Source organism: Vreelandella hamiltonii, assembly GCF_014651795.1.
Lineage (GTDB): Bacteria > Pseudomonadota > Gammaproteobacteria > Pseudomonadales > Halomonadaceae > Vreelandella > Vreelandella hamiltonii.
In genome coordinates, this window is the sequence record NZ_BMXO01000020.1 from 42,885 (window position 1) to 61,727 (window position 18,843).

Here is an 18,843-nt window from a genome sequence, read left to right on the forward strand (position 1 = left end):
CCATTAACGCTATTACTGTTTATCGGCGATGAAGTCCTTTTCGGCAAGTGCCGTTCGAGGCGTTACAGAAAGTGAAGCCACGCTTCCTGCCACCCTCTGTGGCGGGAGGTGAAAGCCACTCACCGCTTCCAACAGGGTGTCTGCGGTATTGGAGAGCTTCTCGGCCATCTCATGGGCATCACTGACCGAACGATTGGAGCGTTCCAGCGCATCATGGATCTCGGTAACACTGTGCTCCAGGGCATCAATACCCTGGTGCTGCTGCTGTAGCGCACTGTCCATGCTACCCAGCCGTCGAGCGACTTCCGCAAACGAGGCCTCCAGCCGATGCGTGGTCGCACTGGCCGCCTGGCTCTGGGTAACGCCATTGGCAGTCTGTCGGGTAATGTCTTCCACATTGCCTCGAATACGCTCAGCGGTTTGTTGCGTATTGCCCGCCAGTTTACGCACCTCACTGGCGACCACCGCAAAGCCCCGGCCTTGCTCACCAGCACGGGCGGCTTCCACCGACGCATTCAAAGCCAGCAGGTTGGTTTGAAAGGTAATGTGGTCGATTTCTGCCAGCATGCTGCTTATGGACTCTGCCTGTTGGGCCAACTGATGCATCATATCCTGCAGGGCATTTACCTGACGGTCGTTCTCCTCCATGGCGGCCTGCGCGTCTTGCGCAAGTCGGCGGACATGCTGAGACTCCATGGCCGTATCGCGGGTGAGGCCCGCCAGTTGGGTGGCATTGGTGGAGATTTTTTCCGTTTGGCTGACATTGCGGGCAATCTGTTCACTCAGCGTATCTTGAGCACAAAACAGCTGCTCACTGAGTTGGGAAGCCGCCTGGGCGGCCGCCTGGGTCTTGTGCAAGCTGCCTGCGACCTGATCACGCATGGTCAACACCGCGGCCACGGCGGGCAAGCGCTGCTGCTGGGGAGTAAAGGTGGTGTCCAGGTGCCCTTTGCCTGCCTTGTGAGCAAAGCGGGTGACATGCAGGCCCTCAGCCACCGTGCGCGACAGCACTTTCGCCAAGTAGCCCAAAATGCCGACCTGCACTACCACCGCACCACCGTGCATCAACAGGCAGGCGACCAGCTCCGCGCCCGAATGATCATGATCGTGACCACTCCCCACCATACCGCTGTAGAGATGCACGTACCCCAGGTGTTGCAACCAGCTGAACGCCGCATGATGCAGTGCTACCACGAGACCACCGAAGGCAATCACCCGCCAGTCGCTGTAGAGAATCAGTGCGGCCAGCAGGATGAAGATGCTGAAATGCGCCTCGATCAGACCGCCACTCTGCTCGATGAGCACGGCCGCCCAGCCCATCATGACCGCCGCTTTGATGAAACCGTTGAAAATGAGCCCAGGCCACTTCCATTGTAACCAGGCGGCCAAGGGTAGCGTGGCCAACGCGTAAGCGATGGCGATCCACAGCGTTTGGGTAAACGACCCAACGATAAGGCACAGAGCGCCGATCAAACCAATAGGCAGCCACATGAGACGGTCGGCATGGGCAATATGACGTGCGAAAAGCTGTCGAGACATGAGTCTCCTTCTGTGGGGACAAGGGTCAGGCGAGGATGAGGGGAGCAGACCGAGGGGGGCGGCCTGATAATCGGACTATAGAAACCTTGTAACACTTTTTCAATACTCTGCTTTACAGATTTGTCACACTTCACCACTATTAGATTACACTGAATTTGCCAAGCCGCTGCTTCACCTCTCCGGCTCTCCCGCAGCATAATAAGACTCACAATACTTCCACCTCCTGCTTCAGAAGACACACACCCAATGGATGTACACAATCGTGAGCTGGCCCTGCAAACAGGGCTGCTGATGCTACTGGCGACCACTGTCATCATCGGCGGGGCCAGCCTGCTGTTCGGTGTCATCCCTCATTTGCCGCAACCCCAGGCACTCGCCATCCTTCCGGATAGCGCACTGGTGATCCTGCTATCCGGACTGGGCCTGAGTGCGGTGATGGCCAATCTTGCCTACTGGCGGCGGGTGACGTCGGTATCACTGCTACTGCTGTGCCTGTATACACTGGCGCATAATCTCCTGGCGGGGACGTCAGGCCTGTCGCTCTTGACGGGACAGCCCCGTTTACCTTCCCAGGCATTGCCGACGCTGACCCTGGCCGCCTTTTGTTTATGGGTTGGCCCTGTTGGCGGCTGGCAACGGCGCATGTGGCAAACCGGCGGCATCCTGCTCTGGGTCATCGGCATCATCACTTTGGCAGACCAGGCGGGGGCCGCACTGCCCCAATGGCTGCCAAGAGCCAGCGCCCTCTTGCCAGGCCTGCTCTGCTTCTCCTTTGGCCTGGCCATGATCATGGTCAGCCGCCACATTCCTCACTTGACCACATCGCTCAGCAAGACCGCCGTCCTGGCCGGGCTTCTGGGCGTCAGCATCAGCATGGCCAGCTGGTTTCTGATCAGTTGGAACCAGCATCAGAGCGTGCGCACCGAGGCGCACCATATCCTGGAGAGTGTCACGACGAGCGTGGAGAGAACGCTGACATCGCGCACACTGGTGCTGAAACGCTTGGCTGAACGATGGCAAGGCGTCTTTATCGATGCGTCTTCTCGTCAACGTGAAGTGGTTCGTTACTGGAATGATTACCCCAGTTTCTTGGCCATGGCCTACCTCGACCCGTCCTCACGAGAAACGTGGCGAAGGGCCCAACAGGGAAATGATCTACTCTGGCTGGATGAGCAACTGACAAAGCCAACGGTGCTGCGCTGGCTGAATCAGCAGCGTGCTCCCGCACAATGGCTGCTTCCCGACGCAGCCAGACCCGATATCGCGCTCCTGGCACTGATGCCTTCCAGCGAGCCACGATTCCAGCTCATCGTCATGATAGATATCGACTTTTTGATCGGTAAAGAAACCACCATCGCAGAACAGGCCTTTGCCCTGAGCATTTCGCATGACAACGGGGAAATGGTCAATTTGCGGGGCCTGGACTCGAACCCTGATCACCATGAAGGCACCCCGCTCAGTGAAGAAATACTGCTCCTACCAGAGGACACAGCTCTCCACCTGAGCCTGTGGCCAAGGGGTTCTGCCAGCTTCGAACTGGGCAATTTCATTGCCGCAGGCGTGGGAATTTCCGGGCTTTTGCTGACCTATCAGCTGGTGCTCAGTTTAGCCCTGATGGCCGCTCGGGCTCAGCGCTCTATCGAACTTACCCAAGCCAAGGAGGCGTTGGAGGACCAGCATCGAATCCAGGCCATGATTGCACGCGACGAGCCGTGCAGCGCAACGCTACTGCAAATATGCCGCCTGCTGGAGCACCAGAATCCTCAGTGGGAGGTCGCCATCTGGCGCCTGGAACCATCGTCAGCACGCCGAATAGAACTGCTTTCGGCCAGCCTCCCCGCCGCGTTGCAGAGCGACCCCAGCCTCAACGAAAGCCTGATGCGCCTGGCGAGCGAGCTGCAATTGCAGCAACGCTCCACCATGGCATGGAGCCTCGACGAGCCGCCTGCAGAAGAGTTTTCCAGGCTGTTATCGGAATATGGCTATCGACGCGCTTCATTGCACCTGCTGGATGGCAGCGATAGCCATGCACTGGGAGCGGTGGTGCTGCTATCGAAGCATGCCAACGTGACCTCACCCGATCCCGGCGCCCAAAGCACCCCTTCGCTACTGGCCAGTGCTCTGCGCCTGATGCGCCTGGCCATCGAGCGCCATAACCACCAGCAAACGCTGCTCTTTCACGCGACCCACGATGCCCTGACGGGGCTGGGCAACCGAGCCCTGTTCGAGGATCGCTTACGTCATGACGTTGCCTTGGCCCAGCGCCACCAGCAGCAGCTTGCGGTACTCTTCATCGACCTGGACGACTTCAAGCCCATCAACGATACCCTGGGTCATGCCGTGGGAGATAAAGTGCTGATTCACGTCGCCAAGCGGCTGGAAGCCATGATTCGCCCCTCCGATACGCTATGTCGACTGGGCGGGGACGAATTTGTCCTGCTGTTACCCGATCTGGTCAACGCAAGGGACGCGGAAGAGGTCGCGGAAAGGCTGCTGGTGGAGTTGGCCAAACCCTATCGCATCGATCGCCACGAGCTGTATCTTTCAGCCAGTATCGGGATCGCCCTGAGCGACGAAACGCTGGAACAGCCTGCCGCGCTGCTGCAGCAAGCCGACATGGCCATGTACAAGGCCAAACAGCAGGGTCGCAATACCCAACAGACCTTTACCCATGATATCAATCACAAGCTGACCCAGCGGGTGACGTTGCGCAACGAGTTGCAGGAGGCCATGGCTCAAGAGCAGTTCGAACTGCATTATCAGCCGCTGTTGACGCGTGATGGGAAGGTACACGGTTTCGAGGCCCTGGTACGTTGGAATCACCCTGTCAAGGGCGCCATTTCCCCTGGATTATTCATCCCCATCGCCGAGGAGACGGGGCAAATCATTGGTTTGAGCGCCTGGGTCATGGAGCGCGCTGCGCGAGACTTCTGCCTGCTGCGCCCCCTGCTCGCCGGGCAGCCGCGCGTGGCCATCAATCTCTCGCCGCTGCAGTTTCATCGGCCAAGCTTCTTGAACACCCTCCGCCAGACCCTCGCAGAAACCGGCCTCCCCCCTGGCGCGCTGGAACTGGAGCTGACCGAGGGAATCCTGATGAACGACACGGAAGCCGCCATCGAGACGCTGAATGCGCTGCGCGAGCTGGGCGTCAGCATCGCCATCGATGACTTTGGCACCGGCTTTTCCAGCCTGAGCTACCTTCGCCACTTGCCCATCGACAAGATCAAGATCGACCGCAGTTTCATCATGAACATCGACCACCACCGCAAGGATGCCGCCGTGGTCCAAGGCATCATCGCGCTGGCACACCACCTGGATCTGACCGTGGTCGCCGAAGGCATCGAAACAGACGCCCAGCAACAGCAGCTGTTGCTGCTGGGCTGCGATGTATTGCAAGGCTATATTTTGGCCAGGCCCATGCCGTTCGACACGCTGAAGTCATGGCTGACAGAACGCCAAGGCTGACAATAAGATAGCCTCCTGACGACTTTTTCCTGCAGGCAGCGCTCAGCGCTGCTTTTTTATGCCGATAATTTTTTATGAAAACATTTTCCAAAAACACTTTTCAAAACGCCTTTCTTTGGGCATACTCGCCCTACGTCTTATAGACCAACGTCTAAAACCATCTCTCCATCAGGAGTCTGTCATGAAATATCAGGAACAATTTCTCACTATCTGGGACACCCCGACCAAGGCCTCCGCACCTCAGCCCAAAGCCGCTCCCCAGGCATCGCGTACCCCGCTGAAAGAGATGTTCTTCACCATCTGGGATAGCGCCAAAAACAAAACCGCCAGCCCACGATAAGGTGAGCCAGCGGTGTCAGCCCTGCCATGGATGGCAGCGCATTGCGTGTTGGTCGGCGGTCAAGACATGGGAATGACCGCAATGATATGCTCTTCGAGATGCCGTTCCGGCACCTCATCCTGCGATACCGCAAAGCCTCTGACGCTTACACCTTTGCGATGCACGCGCTCGGCGTCATTGCTCAACAAGGGATGCCATCCCGCCAACTTGCGCCCTTCGGCCACCCTGCGGTAGCCACAGGTATGCGGCAGCCAGGTAAACTCTTTTACCAGCGCTGGCGTCAGCTGCGTGCAGTCCGGCACGCTGGCAAAGCGATTCTCGTAATCACTGCATTGGCAGCTGTGTAGATCCAACAGGCGGCAAGCAACGTTCAGAATGGCCAATTCCTGAGTGTCATCGTCATGCAGCTTCAATAGGCAGCACTGGCCACAGCCATCGCAGAGCGCTTCCCACTCTGGCGCGGTCAACTCCTCCAACGAGTAGCGCTCCCAGAAGCGCTCACGCAACGTGGTTTCCATGTTCGGTTCTCTCTCGGGTAGGTGCATGATCGCCGACGCCGATCAATGGGCGCTGGTATCGTTGCCGCTGCTGGTCAAGTGCGCCTGACATTCGCGCCACAGCACGCTGAAGTCAGCCTCAAGAAGGGCGTAATCATCGTATAGCCAAGGGACCAGCTCGGCCAAACGGTTCGGGCCTGTCAACCGCTTGCCGATGCCTGCCACGGCCTGACAGGTGAAGTCGAAATCCGCATAGCGGCGCAGCCAGTCCTGCTCGACCAGTACGGGCATCATGGTGGCCAACCGTTGGGGAGCAGGCCTGGCCGACAGCAGCTGATAACAGCGCTCGATGAGCTGATGCTGCCGCTCACCCGCTTGCTGCTGGGCAATGAAGTGATCCCACACCAGGTCGAGGGCAATACCGGCATAGCGGCGCTGCTGCCTAGGCGCGCGTTGACGGGCAGCCAGTACCCGAGGGTGCTGATCCACCCAGGCATCCACACGGCGGTGATGGCGAATGCCGTCCGCCACGCTGGCTGGCCAGCCGGAGAGATCACTGCCCTTGACCCCATCGGCAATCAGGTTGCCATAGAGAAAACCATCGTTGCCGGGGCGTGCCAGCCAGGCATGGGCCAAAAAATTCATTCTGGCATCATCACGAGCGGCTGGCAGATTCAGCGCGGTGCAGGTCCAGCAGGTACGGCTCCTTGGCGGGGGGCATCTGCAGGTAGAACCCCTGCTCTTCAATGGCCGCCATGACATCGCGGGCGGCCACACGTGCCAATGACTTCTCCTCGGTCAGGATCATGGTCAGCACCGGGACGGGCTTGCCGAAAGTCGCCATCAAGGCCTCGGGCACGTCTACCATGCCCTTGCGCTTGTCCACGTAAAGGTACATCTCTTCTTTTCGTGAGCTTCTGAAAATTTCGCAAAGTAGCTTCTCGCTCATTCCGACGCTTCCTCTAAGGCTCGTTGAAGGTCCTGACCCAGACAGACTCCGCGCCAACCGTGCAGTTCATCGAGCGGCTCCCCGGCCATGGCCTGCATGACCAGCGCTTCGATATCACGACGACGAAGCAGCATTTCCGGCGCAATCCCCAAGGCCGCCGCTTTGTCCGCCACGACCTGTTTGATGGCCTTGAAGCGTCGCTTGAAGGGCGGCTGCATGGGGTCAGGCCAACGGGCAGGCAGGGCACTTTCAGCACAGTGTTGCGCCTGCTTCACCCACCCCAGCAAGGCATCGCCCTCTTTCTTGACCAGTGGTGGCTTGACGCCCTCTACCTCTGCCAGTTCATAGCGATTTGCAGGCATTTTTTCGGCCACGGCAAACAGCAGCTTGTCACTGACCAGCCAGTTGCGTGGCAGGTCACGCCGCCGGGTTTCACCTTCTCGCCAGATGGTCATCAGACGATAGGCTTCCAGCTGGCGTGGTGTCAGGCGCCACAGCTGACGCTGGCGGGTGTACCACTGGCCGTCGCTCTCTTCGTCACGACCCGCTTGTTCGATGAGTGATGCACACTCTTCCTCGACCCAGCCAAGCCGCCCTGACTCAGCCAACTGGATGGCCTGGCGCTTCCAGACCTGAAGCAGGTAGGTCACGTCCAGCGCGGCATACTCACATTGAGAAGCGGTCAAAGGCCGCTCCAACCAGTTGGAGCGAGTCTCTTCCTTGGGCAGCGTGTCACCTATCCAGTGCTCCACCAGCTTCTGATACCCCATTCCCGGGTTCTCACCCAGAAACGCTTGCGCCACTTGGGTATCGATCAGCGGCGTCGGAAGCGTTCCTGCCCAGTGCTGAAATACTTCTAAGTCTTCACTGCAAGCATGCAGCAGTTTAGGCACCTGGCTTTGCAGAAGAGCCTTGAAAGCGGGCGTACAAGGGGTCACCAGCGGGTCCACCAGATACGCTTTTTCCCCTGCGGCAAACTGGATCAGTGCAGGCACGGGAAAGAAGGTGTTTTCACGAAAAAACTCGGTATCCAGTGCAATGACCTCTGCACTGGCCACCTGTTGGCAGGCGGCATCCAACGCCTCGGCGCTGTCGATCCATTGATACAAGGAGGAGGTTGAAGAGGACAATTCGGTCTTCCAGGTTGTCACAACCGCCTTGGCGCTTGCGTTTTATCCGACTTAATCGCTAGCAAAAGGCTGACGACCGTTAAAGGCACGACTCAAGGTGCCACCATCCACATACTCGAGCTCCCCCCCCATCGGGACACCGTAGGCGAGGCGAGAAAACGCCACACCGTACTGAGCAAGCTGGGCTGCGATGTAATGCGCCGTCGCCTCGCCTTCTACCGTGGGGTTGGTGGCCAGCACGATCTCGCGAATGTGCCCTTCGGCCACTCGGCTTTCCAATAGCGCCAAGCCCAAGGCATCAGGGCCTACACCGTCCAGCGGTGAAAGGTGACCATGCAGAACGAAGTAGCGACCCTGAAAGCCGCCCGCCTCTTCGATGGCGAGCTGATCCGCTGGCGACTCGACCACGCACAGCAAGCTGTCGTCGCGGCGCGGGCTCTCGCACAAGGCGCATATGTCGGCCTCGGTCAGCGTGCGGCAGTGCTGGCAGTAACCCACATCTTCGATGGCACGCAAGATCACCTCGGCAAGCCGCTGCCCGCCGGGGCGCTCACGCTCCAGAAGGTGCATCGCCATGCGCTGGGCCGTCTTGGGCCCAACGCCAGGCAGCACACGAAACGCATCCATCAACTGCTCTACGAGGGGGGAAAAGCGCATGGATCAGAACGGCATCTTGAAGCCAGGCGGAAGGTTAAGGCCCGCCGTTGCCTCTTCCATTCTGGCTTTCGAGTTGGCTTCTACCTTGCGCACAGCGTCGTTGACGGCTGCAGCCAGCAGGTCTTCCAGCAACTCCTTGTCTTCCTCCATGACGCTTTGGTCGATGGCTACGCTGATCACATCGTGGCGGCCGTTCATGACGACCTTCACCATGCCAGCGCCAGCCTCACCATGCACTTCTGCCTTGGCGACCTCTTCCTGAGCGCGCTGCATTTTTTCCTGCATTTCCTGGGCTTGCTTCATGATGTTGCCCATTCCGCCTTTGAACATGCGGTGATCTCCTGAGTGATATGACTGAAGTGATGGGGTCAAGAGTGCGATGCGGGTTTTACCGTCGACTCAATCAGCGTAGCCCCAAAAGCGTGACGTAACTTCTCAATATTGGGGTCACGATAAAGTAGATCAACCGCTTCGGCATGTCGCTCCTGCTGGAGACGCTCTTCCTGCTGCCGCGGGGTCTCGATTCCCGTGTCCAGCGCCGCTACCTTGAAGTGCACTTTTCTGGGCAGCCCAATCCCGTTCAACGCGCGCTCGATGCGCTGGTTGTGCACCTCAGCCTGCATGGCCGACTGCGATGGGTCCAGACGCAGCACCAGCGTGGCGCCATCATCGCTTTCCACCTGACAGTGTGCCGCGAGGTTACGCGTCAGCCCCCCCAGGCCCAACGCATCAAAGCAGCCCAGCCACCCGGCTTGATCCAACGGGCCTTCCAACGAGGGCGAAGATGACGAGGAAACCATCGACGCTTGATGAATTGGCTCTGGCTCTGGCTCTGGCTCTGGCTCTGGCTCTGGCTCTGGCTCTGGCTCTGGCTCTGGCTCTGGCGAAAGCATGGCGGCCTGATTCACTTCGTCAAGCGACCAGGGGGGCGGCTCCTCTGCTGGCTGTGCCACAGCAACGTTACTTTCTGGCGGGCGACTCTCTGATACGTTTTGGGGCGGCTCAGCAGATACCCGCGCAACAGGTGTTTGCGGCGGTGCAGCCTGCGCAGCGGGCGGCGCAGGCTCAGGCTTTTTTGGCTCGCTCTCAACGGCCGCAGCCTCGGCCGCGGGCTCAGTGACCGGTTCACGACGCAGCGGCAGCGGCACCGTGGGGGGTTTTGGAACCCCCTGCGGGCGAAACACCAGCATCCTCAACAGCGTCATCTCCAGCGCGCTGCGCAAGTCGGGCGCATGCACCATGTCGCCTCTTCCCTGGATACCGATCTGGTAGTAAAGCTGCAGATCTTCGGCGGTAAAGCGCCCGGCAAGCTGCTGAATCTGAGCGCGGTCACCGTGACTGTTATCCACCGCGTCAGGCACCATCTGGGCAACGGCCAGCCGGTGCAAAATGGCGGTCAGCTCATCCAGCACGGCGGCAAAGTCCGGCCCCTGCTCGGCGAGCTGAGCAACCTCCTGCAGCAGCTGTTGAACGTCCACGTTCGCCAGCGCTTCTACCAGCGCCAGTACGTGGCGATGATCCAGCGTACCCAGCATGGCCGCAACATCGCCATGGCGTACCGCCCCCTGACCAAAAGCAATGGCTTGATCGGTCAGGCTCATGGCATCGCGCATCGAGCCCGCAGCGGCTTTGCCCAGCAGCCAAAGCGCACTCTCGTCGTATTCGACACCTTCTTCACCCAGCACGAAGCTCAGGTGTTCGACCACCCGCTCAGGCGGCATGTGCTTCAGAGTGAACTGCAAGCACCGGGAGAGTACGGTGGCAGGCAACTTTTGCGGGTCGGTGGTCGCCAGCAGAAACTTGACGTGGGGCGGGGGTTCTTCCAGTGTCTTCAGCAGCGCATTGAAGCTGCTGGTCGACAACATGTGCACCTCGTCGATCAGGTACACCTTGTAACGTCCTTGGGTAGGCGCGTACTGAACGTTGTCCAGCAGCTCGCGGGTATCTTCGACCTTGGTTCGCGACGCGGCATCGACTTCGATCAAGTCGACGAAGCGCCCCTGGTCAATCGCCTCACAGCTGGGGCACTGGCCACAAGGTGTCGACGTGACGCCCTCGTCACCACGGCCTTTGGCCGTGCAGTTGAGGCACTTGGCCAATATCCGTGCCAGGGTGGTCTTGCCGACGCCCCGCGTCCCCGTAAACAGGTAAGCGTGGTGCAAACGCCCCTGATCAAGAGCATTGACCAGGGCGCGTTGGACATGGGCCTGCCCCACAAGCTCGTGAAATGTGCGTGGCCGCCACTTGCGGGCCAGAACTTGATAGCTCATGGAGCAAAACTTCCTTGGGCGCTGTTCTTGGGTTAGGCGTCAGTGCCGTTCTCAGCAGCGCCTGCACGCTGGGCAGCTTCTTTGATCAACTTCTCGAGATCGCCACTCTGGTGCATTTCCATCACGATATCGCATCCGCCGACCAGCTCGCCTTCTACCCACAGCTGCGGGAAGGTGGGCCAGTTAGCAATCTTGGGCAGTTCGGCGCGAATATCAGGGTTATCCAGCACGTTGACGAAAGCGAAACGCTCGCCGCAGCTCATCAGCGCCTGAACGGTCTGTGCAGAAAAGCCACACTGCGGCAGCTGAGGCGTGCCTTTCATGTAGATGAGAATCGGGTTTTCAGTGATTTGACGCTGGATATTGTCAGCCGTGGTGCTCATGGGATGCTCCTCGATAAAAGATGTGGTCTCTTCCAGTGTACGCAATTCGGCCACTGGCTTTAACCCTGCGACCGGGTAATCGTCAGTCTTGATCATGCACGTCAATACCTGAGCAAACGACTCGGTCATATTGCGTGGCGGATATTCTACGCATGCCGCTTGCGTTGCGCATCCCCTGCGGCCTCGCTAGGATGGTGTTTTTGCGCGGAGAGACGTCACCATGGCGACACGCCATTTCCTTACCCTGCTGGATTTGACCCCTGAAGAGCTGGACTATCTGATTCAGCGCGCCATCAAGATCAAGACGGATCTCAAGGCCAACGGACCGGTTTACACGCCGCTGCCCAACCGCACTCTGGCGATGATTTTCGAGAAATCCTCCACGCGAACCCGTGTTTCCTTCGAGACCGGCATGGCCCAGTTTGGTGGTCACGCCCTGTTTTTGTCTCCGCGCGACACCCAACTGGGCCGCGGCGAGCCCATCGAAGACACCGCCCGCGTGCTGGCTGAAATGGTCGACGCGGTGATGATCCGCACCTTCTCCCATGCAGGGCTGGAAGCGTACGCCAGCGCCAGCAGCGTGCCCGTCATCAATGCGCTCAGCGACGACTACCACCCCTGCCAATTGCTGGCAGACGTCATGACCTGGACCGAGCTGCGCGGCAGCGTCAAGGGCAAGACCGCCGTATGGATCGGCGATGGCAACAACATGTGCCACTCGTGGATCAATGCTGCCCGCCAGTTCGGTTTCCACTTGAGAATTTGCTGCCCGGAAGGCTACGAGCCCCGCGACGACATCATGCAAGCCGCCGACGACTGCATCACTCTGTTGCGCGACCCACAGCAAGCCGCTCAAGGCGCTGACCTGATCACCACCGACGTCTGGGCCTCCATGGGCCAAGAGCAGGAACAGGCGAAGCGAGAGGCCGATTTTGCGGGCTTCCAGGTAACGGAAGCGATGCTCGACAGCGCTAACGCGGACGTCCTGTTCTTGCACTGCCTGCCGGCACATCGCGGCGAAGAGATCAGCCACACGCTGCTCGATGACCCGCGCTCGGTGGTCTGGCAAGAGGCAGGCAACCGCCTGCACGCACAAAAAGCCTTGATCGAGTTCCTGCTGCTGGGCAAGGTCGACGGCTAGCCCACAGCGGCGCCCGCTCACTCATGAACGGGCGCCGATTGCAGCGCAGCAATAGAAGGAGTTCAAATGAGAGGCTACATGACAGTCAAAATGACAGGCAAAACAAAAAGCGCCGCGTAAGATACGCGGCGCTTCGAAATCTTGGTGGAGCCTAGCGGGATCGAACCGCTGACCTCAACACTGCCAGTGTTGCGCTCTCCCAGCTGAGCTAAGGCCCCACATGCTGCCATTGCGGCAGCGGTGCGAATATTACTCCAGGGTTTGCGCGAGGTCAAGAGTTAAAGTGAACAAGCATTAACTAATTCTCCTTTGCCAAGAGCTGTGGCACTCTATGTCAACGCAGCGTGCGTATCGCCCCAGTCCACGATAATTACCTGCAGGAGCCAGCCCCTTGATCAACGTTTTAATTGCCGATGATCACCACCTGGTGAGAACCAGCATCGCCCACCTCCTGAACGAAGAGAGCGATATCAAGATCGTGGGTGAAGTGGATGATGGTGAGAACGCAGTCACACAGAGCCGACAACTGAAGCCTGACATCGTATTGATGGACATTCGCATGCCAGGCATTGGCGGCCTGGAAGCGACCCGCCGTATCTACCGCACGCTTTCGGACGTCAAAGTCATCATCCTCACGGCACATCTGGAAGACAGCGTCTTGCGGCGCATGCTCGAAGCAGGGGCGTCAGGCTTTCTCAGCAAGGGTGCCGATGCAACGGAAATGACCGATGCCATTCGCCAGGTCTTTCACGGGCGCCGCTATGTCAGCCAGGAAATCGCCCAGCGGCTGGCACTCTCCCATTTCGACGATGAAGACAACCCTTTCAGCCACCTCTCGCATCGTGAATTGCAAATCGCCCTGATGATCGTCAATTGCCAGCGCGTACAGGATATTTCGGACCGTCTGCACTTGAGCCCCAAAACCGTCAACACCTACCGCTACCGCCTGTTTGACAAGCTCCAGGTAGCCACTGACGTAGAGCTGACCCACCTGGCGTTGCGCCATGGACTGGTCGAGGGCTTTGACGCCATCCTGGGATAGACCTACCATCGCTGCTTCAGCCGACAAGAAGCGCCGTTGATACACCATGCCCTTTGATGCCAAGCAGTTCCTCAGCTCCGTCAGCGCCTCTCCTGGCGTCTATAAAATGCTGGATGAGCAGCAGAATGCGCTCTACGTCGGCAAGGCCAAGCGCCTCAAGTCGCGTCTGGCCAGCTACTTTCGCGGCCAGCTCAATGCCAAGACCCAGGCCATGGTCTCGCGCATTGCCGACATCCAGATCACGGTCACGCGCAGCGAGACCGAAGCGCTGCTGCTGGAACAGACCCTGATCAAGGAGCTACGTCCGCCCTACAACATTCTCCTGCGCGACGACAAATCCTACCCTTTCGTATTCGTGACCGACCGCCACCCCTACCCTGCCCTCGAGTACAAGCGAGCCCGACAGCGGCGCGGTGACGGCCAGTATCTTGGCCCCTACCCCAGCAGCGGCGCAGTCAGAGAAAGCCTGACCCTGATGCAGAAAATCTTTCGTATCCGCAACTGCGAGGATAGCGTCTTCGCCCATCGCTCTCGCCCGTGCCTGCAATACCAGATCGAGCGCTGCAGCGCCCCCTGCGTGGACTACATCTCACAGCCAGAGTACCAGCGGGATGTCGACCATGCCGTCATGTGCCTGGAAGGCAAGAGCGAACATGTGACGCGACTGCTTACCGAAGAGATGGAGGCAGCGAGCCGGGCGCTCAACTTTGAAGAAGCCGCCCGCCTGCGTGACCAGATCCAGCAGTTGCGCCAGATGCAGCAACGCCAGTTCGTCGACAACGAGAATGGCGATGCGGATATTTTCGCGCTGGCTCAACGCCCTGGCGCGCTGGGCATCTCCATCCTCAGCGTACGCGATGGGCGCCTGCTGGGTGCACGACATCACATGCCCAAGAACGACCTGGACCTTTCCCCCGAGGCACTGCTGACCGAAGTGGTCAGCCAATACTATTTTGGTCAGCCCCACAGCGTGCCCAGTGAAGTGATCACCAATCTCCCCCTGGAAGACGGCACACTGATTGCCGACGCGCTTGCCCAGCAGGCAGGCAAAAAAGTCCGTGTGACCCATCAGGTGCGCGGGCACCGCGCCCAGTGGCAGCATCTGGCCATGACCAATGCCGAACAGCAGCTCGCCTCGCAGCTGGCCAACACCACGCAGCTCACCGAACGCTTCACGTCACTGCAGCAAGCGCTGGGGCTACCCTCACTACCGGAGCGCCTGGAGTGCTTCGACATCAGCCACAGCCAGGGCGAGGCTACCGTGGCTTCCTGCGTGGTGTTCGACCACCAAGGGCCACGCAAGAGCGACTACCGCCACTTTCGCATCGAAGGCGTGGCCGCAGGCGACGACTACGCCGCCATGCAACAGGCACTCACGCGACGCCTCAAACGCGTCAAAAGTGGCGAAGCCATTGCGCCTGACGTGCTGATCGTGGATGGCGGCAAGGGCCAATTGAACATGGCCCGGCAAGTGCTGACCGACCTGCAGGTGCCAGGCATCGTCCTGCTGGGCGTGGCCAAAGGCACTACCCGCAAGGCCGGGCTCGAAACCCTGTTTCTGGAAAGTAGCGACAACCCGCTGGTACTGGCACCAGCCTCTCCCGCCCTGCACCTCGTTCAGCATATTCGCGATGAATCGCACCGCTTCGCCATCGCGGGGCACCGAGCAGCACGCGACAAGGCGCGACGCACCTCTACCCTGCAGGACATTCCCGGCATCGGCCCCAAGCGGCGCCGCGAATTGCTCAAGTTTTTTGGCGGCCTGCAGGGCGTGCAAAAGGCCAGCCGTGACGAACTCACTCGGGTACCGGGCATCAGCGCCGCCCTAGCGGAGACGATTTATGTCACTCTGAACGGATAAAGCGGTGGTTAACATGGATGCAATGCGCCAAGGGGGATAGAATGACCAGGCACATTACATTCCGACTTTCATGATTCTCCGGCAAGGATCGCGCCCTGCGATGAATATACCCAACATACTGACACTGGCACGAATCGCGTTCATCCCACTTCTGGTAGTGCTCTTTTACCTGCCCTTTGGCTGGAGCATGCCGATGGCGGCCGGGCTGTTTGCCCTGGCATCGGTGACGGACTGGCTGGACGGCTATCTTGCCCGCCGCTGGAACCAATCGACACCGTTTGGCGCATTTCTGGACCCGGTAGCCGACAAGCTGATGGTCGCAGTGGCACTGGCGCTGCTCATCGAGCGCTTCGACACGCTGGTATTGACGCTCCCCGCTCTGGTCATCATCGGTCGAGAAATCGTCATTTCCGCCCTTCGGGAGTGGATGGCTGAAATGGGCAAACGCGGCATGGTGGCCGTGTCGTGGATCGGCAAGCTCAAGACCACGCTGCAGATGGTCGCCATTCTCGTCTTGCTCGCCTTCCCACCCGGACACGGCGTTGCACTGCTGGGCGCGGTCATACTGTATGCAGCAGCGACCCTGACCCTGTGGTCCATGATCCAGTACCTGCGCGCCGCCTGGCCGCACCTCAGTCGTTCGATGTAGGCAGGGTAAGCTCGCTTTTTTAAGCACTTAACGAATTGATTGATTGACAATCGCTGGGCGATGCGTATAATTCGCCCTCGAGTCAAGCGGGAATAGCTCAGTGGTAGAGCATCGCCTTGCCAAGGCGAGGGTCGGGAGTTCGAATCTCCTTTCCCGCTCCAATTTGGTTCAATCCAATGACTTGTCAGGCTGGATGGCAGAGTGGTTATGCAGCGGACTGCAACTCCGTGTACGCCGGTTCGATTCCGACTCCAGCCTCCATTTCCCAGTGTATCGATCTCTTCGACACACTGCCCGGATGGCGAAATTGGTAGACGCAAGAGACTTAAAATCTCTCGGAGGTAACTCCGTGCCGGTTCAAGTCCGGCTCCGGGCACCAATATGAAAGACGACGACGCTGCGAGATCATCTGATCGACGCGGCTTTTTTTGTGTCTGGCCACCGCCTACCATCTCTTCCTGTTGTCGATGCATCGCCCGACACCCTCAGTCGCGCTATGATGCCGAGCGAACGATGGCGACGCTAGCCACCCACTTGTACTTGTAAGTCATGGAGGAGCGGGCCCAATGAGCACGTCAACATCCGACATCGTCATTATTGGTGGGGGCGTCGCCGGCTTGACGCTGGCACTGGAAGTGGCCGATCAACGCTCGGTGCTGCTGGTGCGCCCTGCCCAGGACGACAAAGGGGCCAGCCGCTGGGCCCAGGGCGGGATTGCTGCCGTCCTGTCACCCGACGACCAGCTCGAAGACCATGTCCAGGACACGCTCATTGCCGGGGACGGCCTGTGCGATGAAGTGGCCGTACGCTTTACGGTCGACCACGGCCCCCAGGCCATTCAGTGGCTCATCGACAATGGCGTGCCGTTCACCCCAGACCCTGACCCCAGCGCCCGCTACCCCTTTCACCTCACCCGAGAGGGCGGCCATAACGCAAGACGCATCATCCATGCCGACGATGCCACAGGGCGCGCCGTGGTCGATACGCTGCTGGATAAAGTCGCTGCCCACCCCAACATCACCCAGCGCAGCGACCTGACCATTCTGCACCTGCTCCAGAACGCCTCTGGCCACTGCCTGGGCGCACTGGGCATCGACAGCGGCGGCAATCTTCACCACCTGCTGGCTACGCATACCGTACTGGCAACGGGCGGCGCCAGCGGCCTGTATCGCCATACGACGACCCCCGCCCCCAGCAGCGGAGAAGGCATGATGATGGCCGCCGAGCTGGGCGCCACCCTGTGCAACCTGGAGTTTCAGCAGTTTCACCCCACCTGCCTGTTCGACCCCAACGGCCCTGCGTTTCTGATCAGCGAAGCCGTGCGAGGAGAAGGTGGCCACCTGCTGAACGAGGCGGGAGAGCGCTTCATGCTGGCGCTGGATGCGCGTGCCGAACTGGCGCCCCGTGACATCGTGGCCCGCGCCATCGATGCCAACATTCAGCAAGGGACGCTGGGGCATGTCTGGCTCGACGTGCGCCACCTGGGCGACACCAACCTACGCCACCACTTCCCGACTATTCTGGCCCACTGCGCCTCACGGGGCATCGACATCACCCGGGAACCCATCCCCGTCGTACCCGCCGCCCACTACAGCTGCGGCGGCATTGCCACCAACAGCGCAGGCGCAACCGACGTGCCTAACCTTTACGCCATCGGCGAGACCGCCTATACCGGCTTGCATGGCGCCAATCGCATGGCCAGCAACTCCCTGCTGGAGTGCCTGGTCTACGCCCGCAGCTGCGCCCTGCATCTGCTCAGCCAGCCGCAGACGGCGCCTTGCCAACTATCTGAAGCGCTGGCTGACAGGCCCTTTGATGCACACATCAAGGTGGACCGGAACGCCCTCGACGAGCTGCGCCACGCCATGCGCAGCGTGATGAGCCAGCATGTTTCCATCGTGCGCAGCGAGCAGGGCTTGAACAGCGCTTATGCGGCGCTGGAGAACATGGCGCAGAACCTGAAAGCACTGGATCCTGAGCGGCAGCACCCCGACAGCCTTCAGCTTGGCCAGGCACTGGCCCTGGCACAGTTGACCACCCTGGCAGCCCTGCAACGCCATGAGTCACGCGGCCTGCATTACTCCACCGATTGGCCCTCGGCCCAGCCAGACAGCCAACCTTCCCGACTGACGCTGGACGACCTGCCCAACGCCAGGCGCTAACGACCGGGACGGTGCAGGCAGCGGCGCAGCTGGCGCTGCTCTGAGGCAGGCAGGCTGTCAGGCCATATCCAGATACGCTGGCTGCCGACACGCAGCCCCACCAACCAGGGCCCCAAATAGTCACAGCACACAGGCTGCTCGGGGCCCAGTTCACCAGTAGGCAACAACCAGCTTGCCGCCCAGTGTTGCCCTGTATGCACGAGCTGCAATGTTCCTGCCGGCTGACGGCAGCGGCTGCCCCACCACACCACCAACCCCACCACCAAGGCCACCCCGATCCAAGCAGCGCTGACGAGGAGCATCAGCAACGTCATGCAGCCCATCAACAATGCTGCATGAACGCCGCTGGCCACGTTAGAGCGTACGATAGGCAGCGTTATCGGTGGTTTCTGCATGCTCGACGATCATTTGGACCAATTGACGCAACTCCGGGTCTTCCGGCCACTCGCGGTGCATCAGCCAGACGAACAGATCCTGATCTTCCTCTTCGATCAACCTTTGATAGGTCAGTTGCTGCTCATGGCTGAGCGACTCGAAGCGTGCCTCCAGAAACGGAATCAACAGCAAGTCCAACTCCCACATGCCACGACGGGAGTGCCAATAGAGCCGCTTGCGCAGCACAGCTGCTGGGGATGTATCGTCGTTCAACGCCACTTCTCCACGTAAAGGGAATGAAAAGGCAGTATACCGGAGCGACAGGGTCGCGCCAGCGCCCGGCTTCGCCTATGCTGTTACTCAGCCTTGAGCTCACCAAGCTA

General features: G+C 59.8%; 18 protein-coding genes and 4 tRNA genes. 10 read left to right on the forward strand and 12 right to left on the reverse strand.

The window, feature by feature from the left end:
• Positions 1-12: 12 nt before the first annotated feature.
• Positions 13-1,539 (reverse strand): methyl-accepting chemotaxis protein, encoded by a 1,527-nt coding sequence (locus IE061_RS16545; protein ID WP_193462087.1) that lies wholly within the window; start codon positions 1,537-1,539, stop codon positions 13-15.
• A 246-nt stretch (positions 1,540-1,785) separates the two neighbouring features.
• Between IE061_RS16545 and IE061_RS16550 the strand changes: the two genes are divergently transcribed.
• Both IE061_RS16550 and IE061_RS16555 read left to right on the forward strand, forming a co-directional pair.
• The gene (locus tag IE061_RS16550) at positions 1,786-5,004 is read left to right on the forward strand and encodes a putative bifunctional diguanylate cyclase/phosphodiesterase (protein ID WP_193462088.1); all 3,219 of its coding nucleotides are present in this window, start codon (positions 1,786-1,788) and stop codon (positions 5,002-5,004) included.
• Between the two features lie 181 nt (positions 5,005-5,185).
• Entirely contained in the window at positions 5,186-5,344 is a 159-nt protein-coding gene (locus IE061_RS16555; RefSeq protein WP_186299152.1) for a hypothetical protein, read from the forward strand.
• A 59-nt stretch (positions 5,345-5,403) separates the two neighbouring features.
• Here the strand turns inward: IE061_RS16555 and IE061_RS16560 are convergent, their stop codons facing one another.
• The 8 genes from IE061_RS16560 to grxD are packed head-to-tail and all read right to left on the reverse strand — an operon-like array spanning position 5,404 to position 11,230.
• On the reverse strand, positions 5,404-5,862 hold the full coding sequence (locus IE061_RS16560) for a YcgN family cysteine cluster protein (protein ID WP_144983830.1): 459 nt from the start codon (positions 5,860-5,862) through the stop codon (positions 5,404-5,406).
• A 42-nt stretch (positions 5,863-5,904) separates the two neighbouring features.
• Positions 5,905-6,486: an acyl carrier protein phosphodiesterase gene (locus IE061_RS16565; RefSeq protein WP_039182559.1), complete on the reverse strand. Its 582-nt coding sequence runs from the start codon at positions 6,484-6,486 to the stop codon at positions 5,905-5,907.
• Between the two features lie 10 nt (positions 6,487-6,496).
• Positions 6,497-6,790: a YcgL domain-containing protein gene (locus tag IE061_RS16570; RefSeq protein WP_096922690.1), complete on the reverse strand. Its 294-nt coding sequence runs from the start codon at positions 6,788-6,790 to the stop codon at positions 6,497-6,499.
• Complete coding sequence (gene rnd / locus IE061_RS16575) at positions 6,787-7,920, reverse strand: ribonuclease D (RefSeq protein WP_167385714.1); 1,134 nt, start codon at positions 7,918-7,920, stop codon at positions 6,787-6,789. The genes IE061_RS16570 and rnd overlap by 4 nt, the downstream gene beginning before the upstream one ends.
• Positions 7,921-7,971: 51 nt before the next feature.
• Positions 7,972-8,577, reverse strand: coding sequence for a recombination mediator RecR (gene recR / locus IE061_RS16580; protein WP_081138363.1), 606 nt, complete (start codon positions 8,575-8,577; stop codon positions 7,972-7,974).
• A 3-nt stretch (positions 8,578-8,580) separates the two neighbouring features.
• On the reverse strand, positions 8,581-8,907 hold the full coding sequence (locus IE061_RS16585) for a YbaB/EbfC family nucleoid-associated protein (RefSeq protein ID WP_016914346.1): 327 nt from the start codon (positions 8,905-8,907) through the stop codon (positions 8,581-8,583).
• A 38-nt stretch (positions 8,908-8,945) separates the two neighbouring features.
• Entirely contained in the window at positions 8,946-10,847 is a 1,902-nt protein-coding gene (dnaX, locus tag IE061_RS16590) for a DNA polymerase III subunit gamma/tau (RefSeq protein WP_193462089.1), read from the reverse strand.
• Between the two features lie 32 nt (positions 10,848-10,879).
• Positions 10,880-11,230, reverse strand: a complete 351-nt coding sequence (grxD, locus tag IE061_RS16595) for a Grx4 family monothiol glutaredoxin (RefSeq protein ID WP_039182647.1) — start codon at positions 11,228-11,230, stop codon at positions 10,880-10,882.
• Positions 11,231-11,450: 220 nt separating this feature from the next.
• Between grxD and argF the strand changes: the two genes are divergently transcribed.
• Positions 11,451-12,371: an ornithine carbamoyltransferase gene (argF, locus tag IE061_RS16600; protein ID WP_193462090.1), complete on the forward strand. Its 921-nt coding sequence runs from the start codon at positions 11,451-11,453 to the stop codon at positions 12,369-12,371.
• A gap of 142 nt (positions 12,372-12,513) precedes the next feature.
• On the opposite strand, the gene IE061_RS16605 is transcribed toward argF, so the two are convergent.
• A tRNA-Ala gene (locus IE061_RS16605) sits at positions 12,514-12,589 on the reverse strand.
• A 173-nt stretch (positions 12,590-12,762) separates the two neighbouring features.
• On the opposite strand from IE061_RS16605, the gene uvrY reads away from it, so the two are divergent.
• From uvrY to nadB, 7 genes are all read left to right on the forward strand, one after another.
• Positions 12,763-13,413: a UvrY/SirA/GacA family response regulator transcription factor gene (uvrY, locus tag IE061_RS16610; RefSeq protein WP_039182542.1), complete on the forward strand. Its 651-nt coding sequence runs from the start codon at positions 12,763-12,765 to the stop codon at positions 13,411-13,413.
• Between the two features lie 46 nt (positions 13,414-13,459).
• A complete protein-coding gene (gene uvrC / locus IE061_RS16615; protein WP_193462091.1) occupies positions 13,460-15,274 on the forward strand; it encodes an excinuclease ABC subunit UvrC in 1,815 nt (604 codons plus the stop codon).
• A gap of 100 nt (positions 15,275-15,374) precedes the next feature.
• Positions 15,375-15,923, forward strand: coding sequence for a CDP-diacylglycerol--glycerol-3-phosphate 3-phosphatidyltransferase (pgsA, locus tag IE061_RS16620; protein ID WP_193462092.1), 549 nt, complete (start codon positions 15,375-15,377; stop codon positions 15,921-15,923).
• Positions 15,924-16,009: 86 nt separating this feature from the next.
• A tRNA-Gly gene (locus tag IE061_RS16625) sits at positions 16,010-16,084 on the forward strand.
• Positions 16,085-16,110: 26 nt separating this feature from the next.
• Positions 16,111-16,184, forward strand: a tRNA-Cys gene (locus IE061_RS16630).
• 31 nt (positions 16,185-16,215) lie between these two features.
• Positions 16,216-16,302 (forward strand) — tRNA-Leu (locus tag IE061_RS16635).
• 187 nt (positions 16,303-16,489) lie between these two features.
• Positions 16,490-18,085: an L-aspartate oxidase gene (nadB, locus tag IE061_RS16640; RefSeq protein ID WP_193462093.1), complete on the forward strand. Its 1,596-nt coding sequence runs from the start codon at positions 16,490-16,492 to the stop codon at positions 18,083-18,085.
• Here nadB and IE061_RS16645 read toward each other — a convergent pair.
• Both IE061_RS16645 and IE061_RS16650 read right to left on the reverse strand, forming a co-directional pair.
• Entirely contained in the window at positions 18,082-18,480 is a 399-nt protein-coding gene (locus IE061_RS16645) for a hypothetical protein (protein WP_230478493.1), read from the reverse strand. The two genes, nadB and IE061_RS16645, sit on opposite strands and share 4 nt — an antisense overlap.
• Positions 18,440-18,733, reverse strand: a complete 294-nt coding sequence (locus IE061_RS16650) for an FAD assembly factor SdhE (RefSeq protein WP_193462094.1) — start codon at positions 18,731-18,733, stop codon at positions 18,440-18,442. Before IE061_RS16650 ends, IE061_RS16645 begins: the two co-directional genes overlap by 41 nt.
• Positions 18,734-18,843: the final 110 nt, after the last annotated feature.

Coding starts and splice junctions, on each gene's coding strand:
- IE061_RS16570 (WP_096922690.1), bottom strand. CDS start 6,790: ATGAGCGAGAAGCTACTTTGCGAAATTTTCAGAAGCTCACGAAAAGAA.
- dnaX (WP_193462089.1), bottom strand. CDS start 10,847: ATGAGCTATCAAGTTCTGGCCCGCAAGTGGCGGCCACGCACATTTCAC.
- IE061_RS16565 (WP_039182559.1), bottom strand. CDS start 6,486: ATGAATTTTTTGGCCCATGCCTGGCTGGCACGCCCCGGCAACGATGGT.
- IE061_RS16555 (WP_186299152.1), top strand. CDS start 5,186: ATGAAATATCAGGAACAATTTCTCACTATCTGGGACACCCCGACCAAG.
- pgsA (WP_193462092.1), top strand. CDS start 15,375: ATGAATATACCCAACATACTGACACTGGCACGAATCGCGTTCATCCCA.
- IE061_RS16550 (WP_193462088.1), top strand. CDS start 1,786: ATGGATGTACACAATCGTGAGCTGGCCCTGCAAACAGGGCTGCTGATG.
- IE061_RS16545 (WP_193462087.1), bottom strand. CDS start 1,539: ATGTCTCGACAGCTTTTCGCACGTCATATTGCCCATGCCGACCGTCTC.
- IE061_RS16645 (WP_230478493.1), bottom strand. CDS start 18,480: ATGCAGAAACCACCGATAACGCTGCCTATCGTACGCTCTAACGTGGCC.
- grxD (WP_039182647.1), bottom strand. CDS start 11,230: ATGAGCACCACGGCTGACAATATCCAGCGTCAAATCACTGAAAACCCG.
- uvrC (WP_193462091.1), top strand. CDS start 13,460: ATGCCCTTTGATGCCAAGCAGTTCCTCAGCTCCGTCAGCGCCTCTCCT.
- IE061_RS16585 (WP_016914346.1), bottom strand. CDS start 8,907: ATGTTCAAAGGCGGAATGGGCAACATCATGAAGCAAGCCCAGGAAATG.
- IE061_RS16560 (WP_144983830.1), bottom strand. CDS start 5,862: ATGGAAACCACGTTGCGTGAGCGCTTCTGGGAGCGCTACTCGTTGGAG.
- recR (WP_081138363.1), bottom strand. CDS start 8,577: ATGCGCTTTTCCCCCCTCGTAGAGCAGTTGATGGATGCGTTTCGTGTG.
- nadB (WP_193462093.1), top strand. CDS start 16,490: ATGAGCACGTCAACATCCGACATCGTCATTATTGGTGGGGGCGTCGCC.
- argF (WP_193462090.1), top strand. CDS start 11,451: ATGGCGACACGCCATTTCCTTACCCTGCTGGATTTGACCCCTGAAGAG.